Annotated in this window: 12 protein-coding genes (1 of these 12 running past the window's edge); 7 read left to right on the forward strand and 5 right to left on the reverse strand. The window is 68.8% G+C overall.

The window, feature by feature from the left end:
• The 3 genes from D7316_RS24510 to D7316_RS24520 all read left to right on the forward strand — a co-directional run.
• Window positions 1-15240 carry the 3' portion of a non-ribosomal peptide synthase/polyketide synthase gene (locus tag D7316_RS24510; protein WP_124710574.1) on the forward strand. It extends 9723 nt beyond the left edge of the window, so only the last 15240 of its 24963 coding nucleotides appear in the window; its start codon lies beyond the left edge, outside the window; it ends in the stop codon at window positions 15238-15240.
• Window positions 15237-15479, forward strand: coding sequence for an MbtH family protein (locus D7316_RS24515; protein WP_124710575.1), 243 nt, complete (start codon window positions 15237-15239; stop codon window positions 15477-15479). The genes D7316_RS24510 and D7316_RS24515 overlap by 4 nt, the downstream gene beginning before the upstream one ends.
• 264 nt (window positions 15480-15743) lie before the next feature.
• Entirely contained in the window at window positions 15744-16043 is a 300-nt protein-coding gene (locus tag D7316_RS24520; RefSeq protein ID WP_232017064.1) for a hypothetical protein, read from the forward strand.
• A gap of 100 nt (window positions 16044-16143) precedes the next feature.
• Here the strand turns inward: D7316_RS24520 and D7316_RS24525 are convergent, their stop codons facing one another.
• Both D7316_RS24525 and D7316_RS24530 read right to left on the reverse strand, forming a co-directional pair.
• On the reverse strand, window positions 16144-16737 hold the full coding sequence (locus D7316_RS24525; RefSeq protein WP_124710577.1) for a DUF4190 domain-containing protein: 594 nt from the start codon (window positions 16735-16737) through the stop codon (window positions 16144-16146).
• Window positions 16738-16920: 183 nt separating this feature from the next.
• Complete coding sequence (locus D7316_RS24530; RefSeq protein WP_124710578.1) at window positions 16921-17433, reverse strand: DUF4878 domain-containing protein; 513 nt, start codon at window positions 17431-17433, stop codon at window positions 16921-16923.
• 130 nt (window positions 17434-17563) lie between these two features.
• Here D7316_RS24530 and D7316_RS24535 point away from each other — a divergent pair, with 130 nt between their 5' ends.
• Together D7316_RS24535 and D7316_RS24540 are read left to right on the forward strand one after the other, a co-directional pair.
• Window positions 17564-18676, forward strand: a complete 1113-nt coding sequence (locus tag D7316_RS24535; RefSeq protein WP_124710579.1) for an LLM class flavin-dependent oxidoreductase — start codon at window positions 17564-17566, stop codon at window positions 18674-18676.
• Window positions 18673-19386: a CE1759 family FMN reductase gene (locus D7316_RS24540; protein WP_124710580.1), complete on the forward strand. Its 714-nt coding sequence runs from the start codon at window positions 18673-18675 to the stop codon at window positions 19384-19386. Before D7316_RS24535 ends, D7316_RS24540 begins: the two co-directional genes overlap by 4 nt.
• 4 nt (window positions 19387-19390) lie before the next feature.
• Here the strand turns inward: D7316_RS24540 and D7316_RS24545 are convergent, their stop codons facing one another.
• Together D7316_RS24545 and D7316_RS24550 are read right to left on the reverse strand one after the other, a co-directional pair.
• A complete protein-coding gene (locus D7316_RS24545; RefSeq protein WP_124710581.1) occupies window positions 19391-20404 on the reverse strand; it encodes a pirin family protein in 1014 nt (337 codons plus the stop codon).
• A gap of 97 nt (window positions 20405-20501) precedes the next feature.
• The gene (locus D7316_RS24550; protein ID WP_124710582.1) at window positions 20502-21260 is read right to left on the reverse strand and encodes an acetoacetate decarboxylase family protein; all 759 of its coding nucleotides are present in this window, start codon (window positions 21258-21260) and stop codon (window positions 20502-20504) included.
• A gap of 198 nt (window positions 21261-21458) precedes the next feature.
• On the opposite strand from D7316_RS24550, the gene D7316_RS24555 reads away from it, so the two are divergent.
• Both D7316_RS24555 and D7316_RS27570 read left to right on the forward strand, forming a co-directional pair.
• Window positions 21459-22172: a response regulator transcription factor gene (locus tag D7316_RS24555; RefSeq protein ID WP_124711559.1), complete on the forward strand. Its 714-nt coding sequence runs from the start codon at window positions 21459-21461 to the stop codon at window positions 22170-22172.
• 254 nt (window positions 22173-22426) lie between these two features.
• Window positions 22427-22813 (forward strand): LuxR C-terminal-related transcriptional regulator, encoded by a 387-nt coding sequence (locus D7316_RS27570; protein WP_232017065.1) that lies wholly within the window; start codon window positions 22427-22429, stop codon window positions 22811-22813.
• A 55-nt stretch (window positions 22814-22868) separates the two neighbouring features.
• Here D7316_RS27570 and D7316_RS24565 read toward each other — a convergent pair whose 3' ends face one another.
• Window positions 22869-23846 (reverse strand): alpha/beta hydrolase, encoded by a 978-nt coding sequence (locus D7316_RS24565; RefSeq protein ID WP_408610081.1) that lies wholly within the window; start codon window positions 23844-23846, stop codon window positions 22869-22871.
• Window positions 23847-23909 lie beyond the last annotated feature (63 nt).

Here is a 23909-nt window from a genome sequence, read left to right on the forward strand (position 1 = left end):
GCGGTGTTCGCCGACGTGCTGGGACTCGATCGGGTCGGCGTGACCGAGTCGTTCTTCGACATGGGCGGCAACTCGTTGTCGGCGATGCGGGTGGCGGCGCGCGTCGCCGACGTCTTCGGGGTCGACGTGTCCGTGCGTGATCTCTTCGGTGCGCCGACGGTCCGGGCGCTGGCGGACGTGGTGGCAGCCGGGGACGCCGGCCTGGCGCCGCTGGTGGCCATCGATCCGCGCCCGGCACCGATTCCGTTGTCGTTCGCGCAGACCCGGATGTGGTTCATCAACCGGTTCGATCCGGCGAACACCACCTACAACATCCCGGCGTTGCTGCGCATGTCCGGCGCGCTCGACGTCGATGCGCTGCGGGCGGCGGTGGTCGATCTCGTGGTGCGCCACGAGGTCCTGCGCACGACGTTCCCGTCCATCGACGGTGTACCGATCCAGGAGATCGGTCGCATCGACGCCGTCGCGAGCGGAATCGACTGGGCGGTCGTGGATTCCCGCGCCGCGCTGGATGCAGCCATGGCGACCGGCTTCGACGTGACCGCCGAATGGCCGTTGCGGGTCCGGCTGTGGTCGGTCGATCGCGACGAACACGTCCTGGCGGTGGTGGCCCACCACATCGCGTCCGACGGCGAATCCATGTTGCCGCTGGTGACCGACCTGGTGTCGGCCTACGTGGCCCGCGCGGGCGGAGCGTCGCCGGACTTCGCGCCGCTCCCGGTGCAATTCGCCGACTACGCGCTCTGGCAGCACGACGTCCTCGGCTCGCCCGACGACCCGTCGTCGGTGGTGGGCCGGCAGCTGTCGTACTGGACCGGACAACTCGCCGGTGTGCCCGACGTGCTCGAACTACCGGTCGATCGCGAACGGCCGTCGGTGGCGACCCATCGTGGTGCCCGCACAGGATTCGTGATCCCGGCGTCGGTCGGCGAACAGATTGCGGCGGTGGCACGAGAACGCGGCGTGACCCCGTTCATGGTCGTGCACGCCGCTCTGGCGGTGCTGCTGGCCCGCTTGTCGGCGACGCCGGACATCGCGATCGCGACCCCGATCGCCGGCCGCGGACAGGCCGCCCTGGATGGCCTGATCGGCATGTTCGTCAACACCCTGGTGTTGCGCACCGAGGTCGATCCGGCCGAGGGATTCGCTGATCTGCTGGACCGGGTCCGCGTCACCGACCTCGACGCCTTCGCCTACGGCGATGTCCCGTTCGAGACGGTCGTCGAAGCCGTGAATCCGGTGCGTTCGGAAGCGTTCGCGCCGCTGGCACAGGTCATGTTGTCCTTCGATCCGGCAGCGTCCGCGGAGCGAGCTGAGGTGGCGCTCGACGGTCTCGACGTGACGTCCATCGAACCACCGGTGGTCTCGGCGCAACTGGACCTGTCGGTCACGGTGAGCTCGGCTGTCGCGGGCGGGGACTGGGTGTGCTCGATGGTCTACGCGACGGATCTGTTCGACGAGTCGACCGTGCACACCCTCGCCGACCGGTTCGTCACGGTGCTGTCGGAGCTCACCGCACGGCCGCTGACCGCCGTCGGTGACGTGTCCGTGGTGTCGTCGGACGAGACCGAGACACTCGTCGGGTGGTCGTCCGGTGAGATCGTCGCCATCCCCGACCATTCCGTCGCCGAGGCGATCGCCGGGCAGATGGCCCGAACGCCCGACAGTCGTGCGGTGGTGTTCGAGGGCCGCGACGTCTCCTACCGCGAACTCGGTGCACGGGTGGGCGTGTTGGCACGACACCTCATCGGGATGGGCGTCGGCCCCGGTGTGGCCGTCGGCGTGTCGATCGACCGTTCGGTGGAACTGCTGGTGGCCGTGCACGCGGTGGTGAACGCGGGAGCCCAGTACGTGCCGATGGATCCGTCGACCCCGGCCGACCGGGTTCGGTACATGGTCGACACCGCGGGCGTCGACGTGATCCTCGTCGGATCGGATGCGATCTCTGGATCAGTTGCAGCACTGAATGATTCGGTCACAGTGGTGGAGGTCGACGCCACGGCCGACGTGGACATGTCGGTGACACCGGTGACAGACGCGGATCGGTTGGCGCCGTTGCGGTCCGACGACGCGCTCTACACGCTGTTCACGTCGGGGTCGACCGGACGTCCCAAGGGTGTGACCGTGTCGCATGCCGCGGCCATGAGTCGACTCACCTGGTGCATCACCGCATTCGGGTGGGACGGGAATGCCCGTGTGGTCCTGAAGACGCCGGTGACCTTCGACGTGTCGGTGCCGGAGTTGTTCGCGCCGTTGATGTCCGGCGCGGCGATGATCGTGGCGCGGCCCGGTGGTCATGCGGATCCGGCCTACATCGCGGAGTTGATCTCGTCGACGCGGGCGACGTCGGTGCATTTCGTGCCGTCGATGCTGTCGGTGTTCCTCGATGTGGTCCCGGCCGAGCAGATCCGGGCACTCGGCTCACTGCGATGGTTGCTCGCCTCCGGCGAGGCGTTGCCGCCGGCGACCGTCGTGCGCGCCCACGAACTCCTGCCGGATGTGTCCATCTTCAACCTCTACGGCCCGACGGAGGCCACCGTCGACGTGACCTACGTCGACGTGACCGAGGCGGATCGGTCGGTACCGATCGGCGTGCCGACGTGGAACACCACCACGTATGTGTTGGATGCGCGGTTGGCGTTGGTGCCGCCGGGTGTGCCGGGTGAGTTGTATCTGGGTGGTGTGCAGGTGGCCCGCGGGTATGCGTCGCGTCCGGGGTTGACCGCGGAGCGGTTTGTGGCGGATCCGTTCGGTGGGCCGGGTGCGCGGTTGTATCGCACGGGTGATCTGGTGCGGTGGAACACCTCGGGTGAGGTGGAGTATCTGGGGCGTACCGATTTCCAGGTGAAGTTGCGTGGTCAGCGGATCGAGTTGGGTGAGATCGAGTCGGTGATCGCGGCCGCCCCCGGAGTGGTGCACGCGGCGTGCGCGGTCGCCGACGCCCCCACGGGCGGACAACATCTGGTGGCCTACGTGACGCCGGCGTCGGTGGACGCCGATGTGGTCAAGTCCGTGGTGGCCGACGCGTTGCCCGAGTACATGCGACCGTCGGTGTGGATGCTGCTCGACGACATCGCGCTGAGCAGTTCGGGCAAGCTCGACCGTCGGGCGCTGCCCGCACCTGTTTTCGAGGCAGGCGAATACGTCGCGCCGGAGACCGACGCGGAAGCGTCGGTCGCGGCGGTGTTCGCCGACGTGCTGGGACTCGATCGGGTCGGCGTGACCGAGTCGTTCTTCGACATGGGCGGCAACTCGCTGTCGGCGATGCGTGTCGCGGCCCGGGTGTCGCAGACGCGCGGCGTCGACGTCTCGGTGCGCGACCTGTTCGACGCGCCCACCGTCCGCGAACTCGCCGCGGCCCTCGAGGGCCGCGGCCAGAGCCTGCCCGGCCTGGTGCCGGCGCCGCGGCCCGACCGCGTGCCGCTGTCGACGGCACAGGCACGGATGTGGTTCATCAACCGGTTCGATCCGACATCCGCGGCGTACAACATCCCGTTGGCGCTGCGCCTGCGCGGCGATCTCGATGTCGACGCACTCGCGGCCGCGCTCGGTGATGTCCTGGAGCGGCACGAGGTGTTGCGCACCGTGTATGTGCTCGACGCGGACGGACCGCGTCAGCAGATCATCGATCCGGCGACCGCGCGGGCACGGCTGGACTGGTCCGCCACCGACGACTCAGCCGAGTTGATCCGTTCGGCCACAAGTGGATTCGATGTGTCGACCGATCTGCCGATCCGGGGACGGATCCGCCGGTCCGGCGCGGATGAGCACGACGTGGCGGTGACGGTCCACCACATCGCCTTCGACGGTGGGTCGATGGCGGTGTTCGTGGGCGACTTGCTCGCCGCCTATCTCCGGCGCGTGGACGCCACCGTCCCCGCGCCCGAGCCGCTTGCGGTGCAGTACGCCGACTTCGCGGTGTGGCAGCGGGCGACGCTGGGCAGCGTGGATGACCCGTCGACCCCCATCGGTCGGCAGATGGGCTACTGGCGCTCGCATCTGGCGGCGCTGCCGCAGGTGACCGACCTGCCGATGGACCGGCCGCGGCCGGCGGTCCGCACCACCGAGGCCGGCGTCGTCACGATGATCGTCGACGACGCACTGGCGGGGCGCCTGTCGGACTTCGCCCGCGAGCACGGGGTGACGGCGTTCATGGCGGCGCATGCGGCGCTGGCCATCACCGTGGCACGGCTGGCGGCCACCGACGACGTGGTCATCGGTGCCCCGATCTCTGGTCGCACGGACGCGGCACTCGCCGATCTCGTCGGCATGTTCGTGAACACGCTGGTGTTGCGGACCCGGGTGGACCCGGACCAGTCGGTGGCCGACATCGTGTCGGCGGTGCGCGCCGCCGACCTCGACGCGTTCGCACATGCGGACGTGCAGTTCGAGGATCTGATCGAGGAGTTGGCGCCGACGCGGTCGACCGCGTTCGAACCGCTCGTGCAGATCGCCTTCACACACGTCGACGACGAGCCGGGTGCGACCGCGCTGGAGACCGCCGGGGTGATCGCCGAGCCGATCGAGCTGCCCGACCAGGTCGCCAAGTTCGACCTGGCGGTCAGTGTGGCCGCGCGCACGCCCACCTCGTCGATGACCGCCGAATTCGTCTATGCGCGAGCGCTGTTCGACGAGTCGACCGTGCATCGCCTGGCGGAGACCTGGATGCGGGTCGTCGAGACGATGGTGACCGATCCGTCCACCACGGTCGGTGACATCGTCGTGCTGGCGCCCGAGGAGGCCGCCTCGCTGACGCCGGTCAGTGGGGGACCGGGAGTGCGGGCGCGACTGCTGCCGCAGATGTTCGCCGACGTGGTCGCCGCGCACCCCGACGGGGTCGCCGTGACCGACGGGTTCGGCGCGTCACTGACCTACACCGAACTCGATCGACGGTCGAATCGCCTCGCGCGGTGGCTGATCTCGCAGGGCATCGGTGTGGAGTCGCTGGTGGCGTTGGCCGTCGGCCGGTCGGTGCACCTGCTCACCGCCATCTGGGCCGTCGCCAAGACCGGGGCGGGTTACCTGCCGATCGATCCGGACTATCCGGCCGAACGCATCGCACACATGCTGTCCGACTCCGGGGTCCGGGTCGGTCTCGTCGGGCCACACGCGTCGCCCGAGGGCACCGCCGTCGACTGGACGTCGATCGACGATGACGGGTTCCGCAGTGGCATCGACCGATTCGACGATGCGGCACTGAAGCCGGGCGAGACGATCGGCACGCCCCACCCGGATGCGGTCGCCTACGTCATCTACACCTCCGGGTCGACGGGTGTCCCGAAGGGCGTGCAGGTGACGGCGCGCGCGCTGGACAACTTCGCGCAGACCGAGGTGGCCCGCCTCGCGGTGGACGCGCATTCGCGGGTGCTCGGCTTCGCGTCCCTCAGCTTCGACGCCTCCGTCCTGGAGTGGTTGATGGCGACGGCGTCGGGCGCGACCCTGGTCTACCGACCGGACGGTGCGCTGGGTGGCGATCCGTTGGCCGACTACCTGCGGACACAACGGATCACGCATGCGTTCCTGACGCCGACGGTGCTCGCGACGTTGGAGCCCGGCTCGCTGCCGGATCTGCGTGCGCTCGCCGCCGGTGGTGAGGCCGTGCCGCAGGCGCTCGTGGAGCGCTGGGGCACACGGCTCCCGTTCTACGATTTCTACGGACCCACCGAGACTTCGATCGTCGTGACCATGAGTCAGCCGAAGCGGCCGGACGGACCGTCGGCGTTGGGTGGCCCGATCCCCGGTGTCGGCCTCCTGGTGCTGGATTCGCGGATGCGGGTGGTGCCCGTGGGCGTACCGGGCGAACTGTACGTGATGGGTGACGTACTGGCCCGTGGTTATGTCGGGCGTGCCGCCCTCACCGCCGAGCGGTTCGTGGCGAACCCCTTCGGGACCGCAGGCGATCTGATGTACCGCACCGGCGACGTGGTCCGCTGGCGCCGCGACGACTCCGGCGACTTGCTCGTGGAGTACGTCGGACGCAGCGACGACCAGGTGAAGCTGCGTGGACTGCGCATCGAGCTGGGCGAGATCGAGGCGGTCCTGGCCGCGCACCCACAGGTGGAGTCGGCGGTCGTCGTCGGGGTGGGCGGCTCGGTGGCCACCGCGCTGGCCGGGTACGTGGTGCTGCGCGAGGCCGTCGAGATCGCCGAACTACGCGCCTTCGTGGCCGAGCGCCTACCGACGCACATGGTTCCGGCGAGCATCGCCGTGCTCGATGCGCTGCCGCTGACCCCGGTCGGCAAGCTGGACAAACGGGCACTGCCGGAGCCGGCGATCGATGTCGCGCACGAGTTCGTGCCGGCGGCGACGGCCGACGAGGAGTCCGTGGCCGACGTGTTCGCCGATGTCCTGGGCGTCGAGCGGGTCAGCGCGGTGGAGAACTTCTTCGACGTCGGCGGCAACTCCCTGTCGGCGACCCGCGTCGCCGCCCGAGTGGCCGATCTGTTCGGTGTCGACCTGACCGTGCGTGACGTGTTCGTATCGCCCTCGGTGCGTGAGTTGGCCGCGCTCGCGGCCGGCCGCGGGGCCGGACTGCCGCCGGTGGTGGCCGTCCCCGTGCGTCCGGACCGGATTCCGGTGTCGTTCGCCCAGGCGCGGATGTGGTTCATCAACCAGTTCGACCCTTCGTCGTCGACCTACAACGTCCCGGTGTTGCTGCGCCTGGCCGGCGATCTCGACGTCGACGCCCTGCGCGCGGCGCTGGTCGACGTGGTGGTGCGGCACGAGGTCCTGCGCACCAGGTTCCCGGCGGTCGATGCCGTCCCGATCCAGGTGATCGATCCGGCGGATGCTGTTGCCGAACAGCTTGATTGGGACGTGGTGTCCTCCGGCGCCGAGCTCGAGGCGGCGGTGTCGGAAGGCTTCGATGTCACCGTGCAGTGGCCGCTGCGGGCCCGTCTGTGGCCCGTCGCCGATGGCGAGTTCGTCATCGCGTTGGTCGCCCATCACATCGCCGCCGACGGAGAGTCGATGGGGCCGCTGGTGGCCGACGTGGTCGCGGCGTATGCGGCGCGGGTTGCGGGCAACGCTCCTGAGTTCGCGCCGATGGCGGTGCAATTCGCCGACTTCGCGATCTGGCAGCACGAGGTCCTCGGATCGGGAGACGATCCGACGTCCGTGGTGGGACAACAGTTGTCGTACTGGGCCACACAGCTGGCAGGCGTGCCGGACGTACTGGAGTTGCCGACCGACCGGCCGCGCCCGGTCGTCGCATCCCAGCGCGGCGACGAGGTCCGGTTCGAGGTCCCCGCCGATCTGGCGGAGCGGATCGGGTCGGTCGCGCGCGAGCACGGCGTCACGCCGTTCATGGTGGTGCATGCGGCCTTGGCGGTGTTGCTGGCGCGCCTGTCCGCCACCGACGACGTCACCGTCGGCACCCCGATCGCGGGCCGCGGCCAGCGATCGCTGGACGCGTTGGTCGGCATGTTCGTCAACACACTGGTACTCCGGTCGGCGGTGCACGCCCGGATGACCTTCGCCGAGTTGCTCGATCAGGTCCGCGTCGCCGATCTCGATGCGTTCGCCCACGCCGATGTGCCGTTCGAGACGGTCGTGGAGCGGCTCGACCCGGTGCGTTCGGAGGCGTTCGCGCCCTTGACCCAGGTCCTGTTGACCTTCCACCAGACCACGCTGCCGGAGTTCTCCGCGGCAGAGGGTTCGTCGACGGTCGGCCCGACCAGCGTCGCCGGCATCGCGATCTCACCGGTCGACCTCCCCGAGACCCCGGCCAAGGTCGACCTGACCTTCGGCATCGCCGCGGGCGCCGACGATCAGGCGTGGCCGGCCCAGATCATCTATGCGACAGACCTCTTCGATCCCTCGACCGTCGACGCGATGGCGCAGCGCTTCCTGCGTGTCCTCGCCGGATGCGTGGGATCGGTCTCGACGCCGGTGGGAGACGTCGACCTCACGTCGACGGACGAACGGAACGTGCTGGCCGCGTTGCCGGCGCCGGTGGTCGACACCGTCAACGCCGAACGGAGTCTGGTCGATCTGTTCCGGTCGACCGTCGCACGGCATCACGATCTGTCCGCGGTAACCGCGGACGGGATCACCCTGACCTACGCGGAGTTGGACGGGGCATCGGATGCCGTGGCCGCGGCGCTCGCCGGCCGTGGCGTCCGGGTCGGCGACCTCGTCGGCGTCGCGACCGCCCGCTCGGTCGACCTCGCCGTGGCGATCCTCGGTGTGCTGAAGGCCGGCGCCGGATATCTGCCGCTGGACACCACCAACCCGGCGGAACGCCTGGCGTTCATCGTCTCCGATGCCGCCGTCGAGGTCGTCGTCACCGACGCGGCCACCGCCGGACACGAGCTGTTCGCCGGCCTGCCCGCGGGCGTCGTCCCGGTGGACATCGCCGACCTGGTGTCCGAGGGTGCCGACACCCACGAAGCCGCGGTGGTCGTGTCACCCGCGTCGCGCGCATACGTGATCTACACGTCCGGCTCGACGGGTCTGCCCAAGGGCGTGGAGATCACCCACCGCGACGTCATCACGTTGATGGACACGGCGGCAACGGACTTCGACTTCCGGCCCGATGACGTGTGGACGATGTTCCACTCCTATGCGTTCGACTTCTCCGTCTGGGAGCTGTGGGGCCCGTTCCTGTCCGGTGCGCGACTGGTGATCGTCGATCGCCTGCTCGCCCGTGACCCGGATGCGTTCGTCGAGCTGCTCGCCGACGAAGGTGTCACGGTGCTGAACCAGACGCCCTCGGCGTTCTACCAGCTGATCGACGCCCGCCGCCGCAACCGGGTCGATCTGCCGTTGCGCTACATCGTCTTCGGTGGTGAGGCGCTCAGCTTCGATCAGGTCCGCCGATGGTTCGACGATCACCCGGGTGCAGCGCCGCAACTGGTGAACATGTACGGCATCACCGAGACCACGGTCCACGTCAGCTTCCGCCCGCTCGACCGTGACCTCGTGGCGGCCGGGGACGCCTCACTCATCGGCCGTCCGCTGCGATCGTTGGCGATCCACATCCTCGACGAGCGCCTGCATCCCGTCCCGCCGGGCGTGGTCGGCGAGATGTACGTCACCGGTGGACAATTGGCGCGGGGATATCTGGGTCGCGCGGCGCTGTCGTCGACCAGGTTCGTCGCGAACCCGTTCGACCGGGGCGAGCGTATGTATCGCACGGGTGACCTCGCGCGCCGCGTCGGCGACGACATCGAGTACCTCGGACGTGGTGACGCGCAGGTGCAGCTGCGCGGCTTCCGGATCGAGTACGGGGAGATCGAGGCGGCCCTGCTCGGGGTGCCCGGGGTCAGTGCGGCGGCCGCGAGCGTCGTCGAACTGCCGGGCCGTGGCGAGCAGTTGATCGGGTACATCGTCACCGATCCGGGTACGGTGGTCGACGCGCAGGATGCGCGGGACACCGCCGCCCGTGCGGTGCCCGGCTACATGGTGCCGAGCGTGATCGTCCCCATCGATACGCTCCCGTTGACCCCGAACGGCAAACTCGACCGTAAGGCATTGCCGCAACCGGTGATTGACAACACCGGCGACGACTACGTCGCACCGGAATCCTCGGTGGAGGAGACGCTGGCACGTGTTGTCGCGGGTGTACTCGGCGTGGATCGGGTCAGTGTGGTCGAGTCGTTCTTCGCGCTCGGCGGCGACTCCATCCTGGCGATCCAGTTGTCGTCGGCGGCGCGCGCCGCCGGCCTGGTGGTGTCGCCGCGTGATGTGTTCGAACACAAGTCGGTTCGTGAGTTGGGCCGCGCGGTCGCGGCCGGCGGTGCCGGTCCGGAACTGCTGACCGAGCCGGCCGGTGGCGCCTCGGGCCAGACGGTGATCTCGCCGGTGGCGTCGTGGATGCTCGAACTGTCCGACACCGCAGCGGATTTCGCGGACTTCTCCCAGTCGATGGTGCTGGTGGCACCCGACCGACCCGACGTCGCCGGGCTGGACACCGTGGTGCGTGCCGTGGTGGATGCACACCCGATGTTGTCGGCGAGACTGAGTTCGGTCTCCGGCGAGTGGGTGTACACCGCCGGTGCGGGCCGCGGACCCGTGGTCGGCGAGGCGCACACCGCCGCGAGCACGGACTCTCCGGAGTTCGACGAGGCCGTGCACGCGGCCCACGCCGATGCCCTGGCCGCATTGGATCCCGATGCCGGCGTGCTGGTCTCGGCGGTGCTCGTGTCGGGGGCCGACGGAGCCCGCGTGGTGCTGGCGGTACATCATCTCGCCGTCGACGCGGTGTCGTGGCCCATCCTGGTCGAGGACCTGGTCACCGTGTGGGGTCAGCTGCAGGCCGGCCACGAGCCGGCGGTGCGACGGGAGGTCACCTCCGCACGTGCCTGGCATGCCGCCATGGCCGCGCAGGCGACCGGCCGGAGCGGTGAGGTGGACTACTGGCTGACCCGGGTCGGCCGGGCGCCGACCGACTTCGGTGTGCCCTTCGACCGCGACCGGGATCGTTTCGCGGCCACGGGTTCCGTGCGGGTACAGGTGAGCACCGAGGTGACCGAGGCGCTGTTGGCCGCGGTGCCCGAGGCGTTCTCCGGCCACGTCAACGACGCGCTGGTCGCCGGTCTCGCACGGGCCGTGCGGTCCTGGCAGCGGGCCCACGGCATCGACGACGATGCGGCCGTCTCGGTGCTGGTGGAGGGACACGGCCGGTACGAGGAGATACTGGCGGCGGGTCCGGAGCCGCGGTCGGCCGACCTGTCCCGCACCGTCGGCTGGTTCACCACCATCGCCCCGATGGTCATCGATCCGTCCGACGATCCGGTACACGCGGTGAAGGCGGCCAAGGAGGAACGACTCGGGCAGCCGGACCGTGGCGTCGGGTTCGGCGAGTTGCGTTTCGGCGGCGACGAGCGACTCTCGGGAACGTCGTTGCCGTCGATCGGATTCAACTTCTTCGGCGCGGGTACCCGCGCCGGTCGCGACGCGGTCACGGTGCCGTTCATGGCCGACGCCGATGCGCCGTCGCTGCCCGCGACGGTGTCGGGTCGCATGGTCGCGATGAACGTGCTGACGGTCAACGTGGGCACGGCCGCCACCGAGCTCGGCCGCCGGCTGACGGCGGACTTCCTGTTCGCACAGGGCATCCTGTCGCCCGAGGACGCCCACGACCTCGCCGCCCGGTGGGACCGGGAGCTCACCGCGATCGTCGAGCAGGTGGCCGACGTCGTCGATCCCGGCCTGTCGCCGTCGGATGTCCCGGGAACCGGTGTCTCGCAGGCGGACCTGGACCGGCTGGCCGAACAGTATCCGGGCGCCGACGTCTGGCCGCTGTCGCCGCTGCAGAAGGGGCTGCACTTCGAATCGGAACTCGCCGGCACCGTCGACACCGGAGCCGTCGACGTCTATGTCGTGCAGTCGGTGCTCGAACTCGGTGGCGACATCGACGGCGGACGTCTGCGCACCGCGGCCGAAGCACTGTTCGCCCACCACCGCGCATTGCGGTCCGGCTTCGTCCGCACCCCGAGCGGTGCCGTGGTGACCGTGGTGCCGGCGTCGGTCGACGTGCCGTGGCACGACATCGATCTCGATGACACCGGCTTCGGGGAGTCCATCGCCGCCGAGGTGCGTCGGATCGCCGACGCCGAACGGTCCCAGTCGTTCGACCTGGCCGCTCCGCCGCTGATGCGCTTCGCCCTGGTGCGCCACGGCGGCACCGCGCACCTGGTGGTCACCAACCATCACATCCTCATCGACGGCTGGTCGGGTCCGCTGGTGTTGGCCGATCTGCTGGCGCTGTACGCATCGGGCACCACCTACACCGGCCAGATCGGCGGCGGTCGAGGCGATTTCGCGGACTACGTCAAGCGCGTCGCGACGGCGGACGACGAGGCCGGTCGAGAGGCGTGGCGCGCGGTGCTGGCGCCCGTCGAGGGTCCGACCCTGGTGGCGCCGGGCGTCGAGGCGACCGTCGACTCGTTGCCGCGCGATCGGTCGGTGATCCTCGACGCCGAACTGACCGCCGGGATCGATGCGGTGGCGCGCGCCGAGGGCGCGACGGTGGCGACGGTGCTGCAGTTCGCGTGGGCGGTCCTGCTGTCCCGGTTGACCGGGAACCGGGTGGTGTCCTTTGCCGAGACGGTGTCGGGTCGCCCGGCCGATCTCGACGGCGTCGAGGCGATGGTGGGTCTGTTCATCAACACCCTGCCGGCCGTGGTCGATGTGGACCCGTCGGCGAGGATCTCGGAGGTGCTGGCGCGATTGCAGGCGGCGAAGGTGTCGGTGCTCGATCACCAGCACCTGGGTCTGCCGGAGCTGACCGGGCTCGTCCACGGCGGCGCGTTGTTCGACACGCTGACCGTGCACGAGTCGTATCCGGTGGACACCGATTCGCTGTCCACCACCGACGCCTCGCTCACCGGTGGTCTGGAGATCCGGGACTTCGAGGGCTCCGACGCCACGCACTACCCGCTGAACATGTCGACCGCTCCCGTTGTCGGAGAACGACTCTCGCTGACCCTGAAGTATCTGCCGGATGCGTTCGACGACGGGCAGATCGATGTCTTCATCGCGGCGTTGACGCAGATCCTGCGGACGGTCGCGGCGCGACCGGACACCCGGACCGCGGACATCGTGCTCGTCGGCGACGCCGACGTCGCGGACCTGACGCCGGTGTCCGGTGGCGTGGGTTCCGCGCCCCGGATGCTGGGGGAGCTGTTCGCCGAGGCCGTCGACCGGCATCCGGACCGGATCGCGGTGATCGACGGTCACGGTTCGTCGCTGACCTACGCGGAACTCGATGTCAGATCCAATCGCCTCGCGCGGTGGCTGATCTCCCGTGAAATCGGGGTGGAGTCGCTGGTGGCGCTGGCCATCGGCCGATCGGCGGAGCTGCTCACCGCGATCTGGGCGGTGACCAAGACCGGCGCAGGCTATGTCCCGATCGATCCCGACTACCCGCCGGAGCGGGTCGCGACCATGGTCGAGGACTCGGGTGCCGTCCTCGGCCTGACCGCCGGCACCGGCGATCTGCCCGATCAGGGATTCGACTGGGTGCGCCTCGACGACACGATGGCGGTGGAGATCGCGGCGCTCGCCGACGACGCGCTGCGGCCGAACGAGCCGCTGGGTCGGGTACGCCCGGAGAACGTCGCGTACGTGATCTACACCTCGGGTTCCACCGGGCGGCCCAAGGGCGTCTCGGTCACCCACGCCGGACTGTTCAACTTCGCCGCACAGGAGTCGAGCGGACTCGGTGTCGCCGACGGGCCGGTGGTGCTGGGATTCGCATCGCCGAGCTTCGACGCCTCGGTGCTCGAATACCTGCTGGCCACGGTCAACGGGGGCACGCTCGCCTATCGTCCGAAGGACGCCGTCGGCGGTCCGGCGCTGCAGGAGTTCATGCAGACCCACCGCGTGACGCACACCTTCCTCACACCGACCGTCCTCTCGACCATCGAGCCCGGCGCACTGCCGGACCTCGTCGCGTTGATGGCCGGCGGCGAGGCCGTGCCGCCGTCGTTGGTCGAGACGTGGTCCCCGCATGTCCGAATCCACAACCTGTACGGACCCACCGAGACCACCATCGGCATCACACTGAGCACCGCGATGACTGCCGGACGGCCGGTCCGGCTGGGCGGGCCGCTGGCCGGCGTCGAGTTGCTGGTTCTCGACGGCCGACTGCATCCGGTGCCGGTGGGCGTGCCCGGCGAGCTGTTCGCGGTCGGTCGCGCGCTGTCCCGCGGCTACCTGGACCGGCCGGCGCTGTCGGCCGAGCGGTTCGTCGCGAACCCGTTCGCCACCGACGGTTCCCGGATGTATCGCACGGGCGACGTCGTCCGGTGGCGGGCCGACCCCGACGGCGGGCTCGTCCTGGAGTACGCGGGCCGCTCCGACGACCAGGTGAAGCTGCGTGGCCTGCGCATCGAGCTCGGTGAGATCGAGGCCGTGCTGGCATCGCACCCGGCGGTCGAGTCGGCGGTCGTGGTCGGTGTCGGTGGATCGGTCGCGACGGCGCTCGCCGGATACGTGGTCGCCGACCCGTCGGTCGACGTCGCGACACTGCGCGAGTTCCTCGCCGCACGTCTGCCGTCGCACATGGTGCCGGCGAGCATCGCCCTGCTCGATGCGCTGCCGCTCACGCCGGTCGGCAAACTCGACAAACGTGCTCTGCCGGAGCCGGAGATCGTCTCGGATGTGGGGGAGTACATCGAGCCCGCGACCGAGCAGGAGGCGGCGGTGGCGGCCGCGTTCGCCGAGGTGCTCGGGGTCGACCGGGTCGGTGCGACGCACAGCTTCTTCGACCTGGGCGGTAACTCGCTGTCCGCGACGAGGGTGCTCGCCGAGCTGCGCGCACGGGGACACGAACTCGAGCTCGCCTGGCTGTTCAACGACCCGACCCCGCGCGGACTCTCAGCCCGCCTGGGCGGCGCCGGTTCGGCGGCCGGGGACGTGATCATCACGCTGAACGGCCAGGGCAGCAGACCGCCGCTGTTCTGCATCCATCCGGCCGGTGGTCTGGCCTGGTTCTACGGCGGCTTCGTGCCCTATCTCATCGATCGTCCCGTCTACGGGCTGCAGGATCCGCATGCCGTCTCCGGAGAGCCGAGCGCCTCGTCGGTGGAGGAGATGGCCGACCGCTACCTCGAGGAGATCCGGCGGATCTCCCCGCGGGGGCCGTACCACCTGCTCGGCTGGTCCCTCGGGGGCTACGTCGCGTATGCGATCGCGACCCGGTTGCAGGCCGAGGGCGACGAGGTCGCCTTCCTCGGTGTGATGGATTCCTCTCCGGTGCCCCAGGCAGCCGAATCCGGCCCCGACGCCGCCGAGGTGCCCGTGGGCGTCCAGCTCGGCGGCGACTTCGTCGGTGACTTCCTCGGTGGCTGGCGTGACCTGTTCGATCTGGACGAGAACGTGCACGCGGACAGCGCGGAAGAGGTCGCCGAGATCATCCGGCACCAGATAGCGTCGATGGGCCTCCTGAGCGGCGACCAGGTGCAATGGGTGATGGACAGCTTTGCCACGTCGGAGGCGCTCGTGGAAAACTTCCGTCCTGAGCCATACGACGGTTCGCTGCTGGTGTTCACCGCGACGCGGGACAAGGAGGATCCGAGTGCGGTGCCGCGCGGCTGGGAACCCTACGTGAACGGCACGATCGCCAACGTCGATGTCGACGCCGACCACCTCGGTCTGGCCAACGCGTCGGCATTGGACGTCATCGGGCCGACATTGGACGAATGGTTGACTACCGGTGGTGGTCACCGACCTGACACGACCGTGTCGACGGGTACGACGACAACTGAAACGAATCGAGAGGACTACGCATGACCAACCCCTTTGATGACGAGAACGGCCGTTTCTTCGTGTTGGTGAACGAGGAGAATCAGCATTCGCTGTGGCCGACGTTCGCGGATATCCCGGCCGGCTGGACGAAGGTGTTCGGTGAGGATTCTCGTGCGGCGTGCCTGGAGTATGTGGAGCAGAACTGGACGGATCTGCGGCCGAAGAGCCTGATCGACGCGATGGAGGCCGACAAGGCCGCGCAGGGTGGTTCGTCGGGCGAGTGACATCGCGGCGACATGTCACCGCGGTAACGCTTGCACATCAAGCGCACTGGCCACTTCAACAACTCAAACCACACCAGTAACATCGGTGATGTCGAGAGGGGAACGGATTTCTGTGAAATTCCCCGATAAATCCCGTCACCGGTTTCCAAAAGGCCGTTAGCAAGGCAAGCTATATGCAGGGACCCGGTGCCAGTTCGAACTGGGAGGCAGAGTGGCCAGGGTCAACATTTCAAGCTCGGGGGAGCGACTGTGATGGTGCATCAAATGATCGAGGACATCCAACGGCGCGCGGAGGTCACTCCGCGACTCACCGCCGTGCGATTCGGCGATGACGTGGTGACATACGGAGCGCTGGACGAAAGCATCACCAAGTACGGCTCGGTGATGGATCGGCACGGTCTGTCGCAAGAGGCGGCGTTCCACGCCGGCCTGCTGCACTGCATGCCGTCACTGACACGTATCGAGGGCACCTCCGAGCGCAACCGTGTGCTCGGCGAGGTCGTCGCCTGGCTCGGCCGTGATGCCGACGGCGGCGCCACCGGCGGTCTGCGCGCCGTCAGCTGACGCTCGTCTCTCCGGCTCCGGCAGCACAAGCCTGTCAACGCTGACCGCGGCGGGCTCCCGTCGGGAATCCGCCTGCCGGCGTCTCGAAGGGCGTGCCGGGTCAGAAGACGGCCATCAACGCCAGTATCACGAGCAGGATCGGTGCTCCGACCACGACGCTCGCCGTACCCATGATGATCGCGGCCACCGCCCGTCCGGTGCCGCGGGTCCGCGCTACGTCTGCCTGCCGGATGCCTGCCTGCCCGGCGGCCATTCGCTTCCGCGAGCTGATCTGCACCAGTCCGACGATTCCCAGCACGACACCGATCAGGCCAACAACAGCGCCGATGCCGATCAGTGCCAGCGGTAGGGACACCAACGATGTCACCAGGCCGGCGGTCGCTGCTGCGACCGTCGGCCGACGTGTGGACGGATGACCGGGGACGGGACCGAGCGGACGAACCGTGCCGGGTGTGGGCAGGTCCCAGACCTCCCCGAGTGGCGGGAGCGGGCCGTCGACGACGCGTGTGTGTGCCGGAAGGGCGACCGCAGGCTCGGGCGCGGCAGGCGCGCTCACCGCAGGGGTGGTCACCTCGGGCAGGCGCGCGGACCCGACGGCACCGAAGTCGCCGGTGTCCTGCGGCGGTGGCCAGGTCAGGATGCGGTCGGTGACCGCGGGCGGGATCGGTTGAGTGGGATGATCGGTCACCCGCATGGCGCACCTCCTCGCGGCCGAGATCTCGGAGTCGGCCGCGATGTCCATTCTGTCTCACCCCACTGCACCCGACGAACATCACGACGCGATAACGGCCGCTATCCGCCGTCGTGACCAGCCGAGAAAAATCTCGCCGCACCCGGGTGACCCGGATGCGGCGAGATCGTTGATCGGATGCTGCTATCAGCCGCCGTGCTGTCCGCCCATCGAGGTCAGCTGGGTGACCGCGCTGCCGGCGAGCTTCCAGTCCCCGTCGACCTTCACGTACGCCAGGGTGATGTCGACCGGCTCGGGTGAGTGCGGGCTCTTGACCGACACGGTCGCGACCGCCTTGTCGTCACCGTCGGCCTTGACCTCCTTGACCGTGTAGATCTCGGGGGTGTAGCCGGCCATGTTCGACGCCTTGGCGTAGGCCTGGATCGCACCCTTGCTGACCGGGTTCGAGGTGTCGACGACCGCATCGAGTTCCGTCGATGACGTGGCCGGGTCGACGGCCTTGCGAAGGATCACCTGGGCATCGTCGGTCTTGAGGCCGACGACGGCCTGCTTGGCATCGCTCGCCGCCGATGCGACGGCGGCCGAGGCGTCGTTCGCCGCACTGCTGACGGTGTCCGTGGTGTCATCGGAACAACCGGCGACGACGAGTACGGTCGCGCCGGCCAGCAACGCTGCGGCCAGGGTCTTCCGAACGTTCATTTCGTTCTCCTCCTCTTGGGGTGAGCCAACACTAACCCATGCGTACGCAGGCGAATCCGCGGCCGGAATTAATCGGACCGTGGTCCGGTTAGACTGGGTGACATTCGGGTAATCATCCAGGAGGCGCGACATGCAGTTCGGACTCTTCAGCGTCAGCGACATCACGGTCGATCCCACGACCGGCGTCGAGCCGACGGAGCACGAGCGGATCAAGGCGATCGTCGAGATCGCCACCAAGGCCGAGGACATCGGGCTCGACGTGTTCGCACTCGGCGAGCACCACAACCGTCCGTTCGTCTCGTCCTCACCGACGACCACCCTCGCCTACATCGCCGCGCAGACCTCGACGCTGCAGCTGTCGACCGCGACCACGCTGATCACCACCAACGACCCGGTGAAGATCGCGGAAGACTTCGCGATGCTGCAGCACCTCTCCGACGGCCGCGTCGATCTGATGCTCGGCCGGGGCAACACCGGGCCGGTCTATCCGTGGTTCGGCAAGGACATCCGTCAGGGCATCCCGCTGGCGATCGAGAACTACGCCCTGCTGCACCGGTTGTGGACCGAGGACGTCGTCGACTGGGAGGGCAATTTCCGCACCCCGCTCACGTCCTTCACCTCGACCCCACGACCGCTCGACGACGTGGCGCCCTTCGTGTGGCACGGATCCATCCGCAGCCCCGAGATCGCCGAGCAGGCGGCCTACTACGGGGACGGGTTCTTCGCGAACAACATCTTCTGGCCCAAGGAGCACTTCCAGCGGCTGATCGCGTTCTACCGCGAACGCTTCGAGCATTACGGTCATGGCGCCGCGAACCAGGCGATCGTCGGCCTCGGCGGCCAGTTCTTCATCCGCAAGAACTCGCAGGACGCCGTGCGTGAGTTCCGGCCGTACTTCGACAACGCACCGGTGTACGGCCACGGCCCGTCTCTCGAGCAGTTCTCCGACGAGACCCCACTGACCGTCGGCAGTCCGCAGGAGTTCGTCGACAAGACGCTCTCGTTCCGGGAGAGCTTCGGCGACTACCAGCGTCAGCTGTTCCTGGTCGACCACGCCGGGTTGCCCCTCAAGACCGTGCTCGAGCAACTCGACCTCCTCGGAGAGGTGCTGCCGGATCTGCGGGCGGGATTCGCTCAGGGGCGCCCCGCGGGCGTGCCGGACGCACCGACACACGCGTCGCTGGTCGCCGCGCGCGATGCCGATGCCACCACGGCGGACGAGGAGCGGGCGGTGCGATCATGAGCCCGGCGACCCTGTCGCTCGTGGCGGTCAACGCCGGGCTCGGGGATCCGTCCTCGACCCGGCTGCTGGTCGACCGGCTGATCGAGGCAACAGCCGATGAGTTCGCCGGCCGGCCGGCGGCCGAACTGTCCGTCGAGGTCATCGACCTCCGCGACCTCGCGGTCGACATCGCACGGTCGTTGACCACGGGTTTCGCCGTCGGCGACCTACGCGCCGCGCTGGACGCGGTGCACGGCGCGCACGGGCTGATCGTGGCGACACCGGTGTTCAACGCGTCCTACAGCGGGCTGTTCAAGTCGTTCTTCGATCTCGTGGACGTCGATCGGATGCAGGGCACGCCGGTCTTGATCGGGGCCACCGGCGGCAGTCCCCGCCATTCGATGGTGCTCGATCACGCAGTGCGCCCGTTGTTCTCGTACCTGCGCGCCGTGGTCCTGCCGACCGGGGTCTATGCCGCGGCGGAGGACTGGGCGGGCACGTCGGGGGACACCGCGCTCCTGTCGGACCGGATTCGACGGGCCGCACGTGAGCTGGCGACAGCGGTGCGTGCCACGGAAAACATTGCAGGGGTGCAGGTCTCAGTCCGCGGCTCCGAAGGCTCCGAAGCGGATGCGAGCTCTGGTGGGCCGTTCGGCGAGGTCGCACGTCGCTCGGCGCTCGAGGCGGCCGGCATCGCCAACTTTGCGAAGCTGTTGGGCGACAACCACTGACGACTCACGCCTGGCCCGGGACATTGTGCCTGGGGCGCAGGTGTGTGGTCGGCAGTTCCGGGGCGGGCAGGTGCTGGATCTCGCCCGCATACCCCTCGACCTTGCCGAAGCGGTCGCTGTGTGCCGTCCACTGCTCACGGAATCGCACGATGTCGTCGTGAGTGCGGCCGACGAAGTTCCACCACATGATGATCTCCTCGTCGAGCGGGGTTCCGCCGAGGAGCACCGCGCGGGCCCGCTCGCCGGACTCGTTGCGCAGGACCAGGCGGTCGGTGCCGACACCGACGTAGCCGAGCTCGGTCCGCTCGAGCGGACCGGCTGCCGAGTTCACGATGCGGATGCGGCCCTGATCGACGATGAGCCCGTGTTCGAAGTCCGGGGCCACCGGCAGTGCGATCTCGGCATCCGGCGGCATCGTCAGCTCGGCACCGAGCAGCGGGGTGAAGGTGTGGACCGGCGACCGCTCGCCCAGCAGCTCGCCGAGGAACACCCGGACCTCGATTCCGTCGCGCTCGAGGACCGGCGGGATGTGATGGGCGAAATCCCGTGGGGTGTCGGCGGCCGACTCCGGCAGCGCGACCCACAGCTGGACGCCGTGCAGCACGGTGGTGTCGGGTGTCGAGACCTCTGTGTGGGCGATGCCGTGACCGGCCGTCATCAGGTTGACCTCGCCCGGCCGCACCATCGCATGGTTCCCGATGGTGTCGCGATGCTCGATCTCACCGGAGAACAACCAGCTCACGGTCTGCAATCCGGTATGCGGATGCGGCGGGACATCCATGCCGCCGGTTGCCGAGACATCGTCGGGGCCGTAGTGGTCGGCGAAACACCAGGCGCCGATCAGGGAGCGCTGTCGCTGGGGGAGGGTGCGGTGCACGGTCATCGCGCGCGGACCGCCCAGCGGGACGTCGCGGGCGGACAGGACCTCCACCGCGACCGCGTCGCCACGACCGCCGTCACCGCGATGAACTGTTGAGTGGCAATCGATCTCGGTCGGTCGAGGTTCCAGGTTGCTCATGGGCGCACCACTGTTCGAAGTAGTTCCGGGCTGTCCGAACAGTCTAGAGGTCGCACGAGGGAGGACCTCGTCGCGATGGTGTCAGGGCGCCGTGGTGTCAGGCCACGACGGTGGCATCCTCGAAGGTCATCGTCACCCGGTCGACCGACGATGACATCAGCGCATGGCGGCTCAGGCGCAGCGACCGGAGTTCGTCGGCGACCGGATGTGTCCCGAGCTCCAATTCGGCCCCACCGATGCGAGTACGGGTGCCGGCCGTCGAGGTGAGCTTCCACGGTGTTCTCCGGAGCACGCCGTCGAGCTGGGAGTAGGCGTTGAGCACCGCGTCCTTGCCGGAGTCCGGAACCCGGATGCCCGGTCGGACGGTCAGGTCGGCGATGAGACTGCCGTCGGCGGTGACGCGTCCATGTTTGGTCGCCGACTCGTGGTCGACATCGAACTCGGCGAGGGTCTTGGGGAAGCCCCAGATCCCGCGACCCGCCGCGAGGGTGAAGTCGCCGTCGACGGGTAGATGGTGGATCAGGGCACGCGCGTCACCGCCGGCCAGCGAGCGCAGGGCGCGCAGCGGTGACGCCGGTGGCCGGGACGGGTCCTCGACCAGGAAACACACCCCGAACTCGTTGTACGGCCCGAGGTCACCATCGACGTAGTCGACGAAGACGAGCATGCACATGGTGCGGCCGGGCTTGATGCGCAGAGGCCGCAGCTGACCCTCGCCGGTGCCGGCGGCGGTGATCGCGTGTTCGACGGCTCCGCTGTCGGCGGAGAATCCGGCCACGAAGCAGCGGGCGTGCCGGATCTCGACCGGCATGGTGACGGTGGTGCCCAGTACCTCGTGGGTGGCGGCGTGGGTCATCGACTGGTTCTCCTCGGATCGCGCAGAGCTGACTAGAACGTGTTCTCGTTTGATGTCATGGTGCCAGGTTCGACCGCGTAGGTCGATGGCCGGACCGGACCGCGCCGCCGACCGTCGCGGCCGTTGTGGCAAGGATGGCCCAACGCGGTCGATAAGCTCCATGGTCAAGTGACCAGAAACGTCGAGCAGGAGGTGGGGATGGCGTCCGACCGGCCGCCCGTTGTCCGCGTGGGGATGGTCGACGACCATCCGTCGCCGATCTGGGGTATCGAACGCATCCTCGACGGTCTGCCCGACCTCGAGCTCGTCTGCTCGGCGTCCACCGTCGGCGGACTGCTGGAGCAGGGCATCCGGATGGACATCGTCATCCTCGACCTCCGGCTCGACGACGGGACGACACCCGGCGAGAACGTCACGCGGCTCACCGAGGCCGGCATCGGGACCGTGGTCTACACGTCGGGTGAGCACCCGTCGTTGCTGCGCTCGGCGGCACGGGCCGGAACTCTGGGTGTGGTGCTGAAATCCGCATCCGAGCAGGAGGTCGTCGCGGCGATCCGTGCGGCAGGGGCGGGTCGTGAGGTGCTCACCACCGAGTGGGCGGCCGCGATCGATGCCGATCCGGAGCTCGCCGCGGTCGACCTGAGCCCGCAGTTGCAGCGGGTCCTGACCCTGTACGCATCGGGCGAGACCTCGGCGGGCGTCGGAGCCGCCCTCGGGGTCAGCGCGGAGACCGTCAACGAATACCTCAAGCGCATCCGGCAGAAGTATGCGGCCGCCGGTCGTCCGACCCGCACGAAGCTCGACCTGTTCAAGCGTGCTGTCGAGGACGGTTGGCTGCCGGTCCCGGGTCGTCATCAAGGGTCGCCGGACCGGTCCCCGGGTCGCGACGGCCCGGGTCGCGGAGACGACTGAGCGCGCGATTGCGACGATGTCGGATCGAGACCTATCTCACACCCTGTCGGACACCGTGTGCGGTGGCGGAAAGCCCAGGTGGGAGCGGTCGTCGGCTGGTGTCGGTGGGTGATCTGTCCGATGTGTCCCCAGTTCTGGGTCTACTGATCGTCACGACCACTGCCTAGCGTGCAGGTATCTGTGGTGCGGTCTGTGTCGGGGGGACCGGGGCGCCCGTGGAACGAAGACGGATGACTCCGAACGAAGGAAGACCAGTGACCGCGAGTTCACGTGCGCACCTGCCGATGGCACGCGCCCTGCACGCCCGAGACGAGTCGGCGGGAGCGCTGGAACGGTCCACCGCCGAGCGACAGGACCGACAGGTCACCCGCATCTCGGACTATCGGCAACACGACGCGGCGGTGATCGATCACCGGCGTCCGGAGCTGTCGTCGCGCGAGGTCGAGGTCCTGCTCGCCTGGCTGGCCGCGGAGTCGAAAGAAGAGGCCGCCGGGTCACTGTTCATCTCGGCCTCGACGGTGAGCACCCATCTCGCGCGTATCCGGGCGAAGTACTCGGCCGTGGGCCGCGATGCGCCGACGAAGACCCACCTGCTTGCCCGTGCGCTGCAGGACGGGTACACCAGCCTCGATCGCTGGTGACCGATCGTCGCCCCCGCGCGCGGGAGGCGACGATCGGCAATCTGTTCCGGGTGTGTCAGGCCAGGTCGCGCGCGAGCTGTGGCCACGTCTGGTGCAGGTCGTCCTGCCAGTAACCCCATGAATGCGTGCCGGTCGGCCGCAGGTTGACCTTCGCGGGGATTCGCAGCTGTGCCAGCCGGGTGGTCATCTGCCGCGTGCACTGATCGATCGCCACCTCGATCAGTCCGCCCAGCGCGGCCTGGTTGGCCAGGAAGAACGGGTCACCCTCGACGAATGGGTCGTCGAGGCGCTCGTGCGGGCCGGGTAGACCGGTGCCGGACGTCATGTAGATCTTGGTGCCGCGGAGCTTTGCGGCGTTCAGATACGGATCATTGGCTCGCCAGCCGGGACCGTCCAGCGGCCCCCACATGTTCTCCATGTTCGCCCCACCACGATCGAGGACGAACCGGATGTACTGCTGCCCGACGGGGTCGCTGGTCCGCGCACAGCCGCTGAAGGCGGCGACGGACTTGTAGAGCCCGGGCGCCGCGATGGCCAGATTGAGCACCGACGTCCCGGCCATCGAGATGCCGGCGAGCCCGTTGCGCTTGGTGGTGTTGAACTTCCCGTCGATCAGCGGGGGGAGCTCCTTGGTCAGGAACGTCTGCCACTTGTTGCGGCCGAGGGCGGGGTCGTCACGCTGCCAGTCGGTGTAGTACGAGAAGGCGCCGCCGATCGGTGTGACGACGTACACATTCTTGTTCGCGAAGAACTTCTTGTAGTCGGTGCGCGCGTCCCAGGTTGCCGAGTCCTCGCCGCCGCCCGCGCCGTTGAGCAGATACAGGGTCGGGCTGGCGACCGCGCGGTTGCGCGGGGTGAGCACGGTGACCGGGATGTTGCGGTTCATGGATGCCGAGTAGACGATGAGCGTGACCTGCTGCGGATCGTCGTCGTAGCTGCTCACGATGTGCGATTGGGGTGCGGCCGATGCCGGTCCGGTCACACCGGCGACGAGCGCCGCGATGGTCGCTGTCACCGTCAAGATCGCGCCGATGACGAGGCGCTGGGGTTTCCGCACGTTTTGTCCCACCCGTTCCACTCTGATGCGTGGCTGCCC

This window comes from Gordonia insulae, from assembly GCF_003855095.1.
GTDB lineage: Bacteria > Actinomycetota > Actinomycetes > Mycobacteriales > Mycobacteriaceae > Gordonia > Gordonia insulae.

Excerpts from the sequence above, each read along its gene's own strand:
- D7316_RS24515 (WP_124710575.1), top strand. The coding sequence starts at position 15,237 with ATGACCAACCCCTTTGATGACGAGAACGGCCGTTTCTTCGTGTTGGTG.
- D7316_RS24520 (WP_232017064.1), top strand. The coding sequence starts at position 15,744 with ATGATCGAGGACATCCAACGGCGCGCGGAGGTCACTCCGCGACTCACC.
- D7316_RS24525 (WP_124710577.1), bottom strand. The coding sequence starts at position 16,737 with ATGCGGGTGACCGATCATCCCACTCAACCGATCCCGCCCGCGGTCACC.
- D7316_RS24530 (WP_124710578.1), bottom strand. The coding sequence starts at position 17,433 with ATGAACGTTCGGAAGACCCTGGCCGCAGCGTTGCTGGCCGGCGCGACC.
- D7316_RS24535 (WP_124710579.1), top strand. The coding sequence starts at position 17,564 with ATGCAGTTCGGACTCTTCAGCGTCAGCGACATCACGGTCGATCCCACG.
- D7316_RS24540 (WP_124710580.1), top strand. The coding sequence starts at position 18,673 with ATGAGCCCGGCGACCCTGTCGCTCGTGGCGGTCAACGCCGGGCTCGGG.
- D7316_RS24545 (WP_124710581.1), bottom strand. The coding sequence starts at position 20,404 with ATGAGCAACCTGGAACCTCGACCGACCGAGATCGATTGCCACTCAACA.
- D7316_RS24550 (WP_124710582.1), bottom strand. The coding sequence starts at position 21,260 with ATGACCCACGCCGCCACCCACGAGGTACTGGGCACCACCGTCACCATG.
- D7316_RS24555 (WP_124711559.1), top strand. The coding sequence starts at position 21,459 with ATGGCGTCCGACCGGCCGCCCGTTGTCCGCGTGGGGATGGTCGACGAC.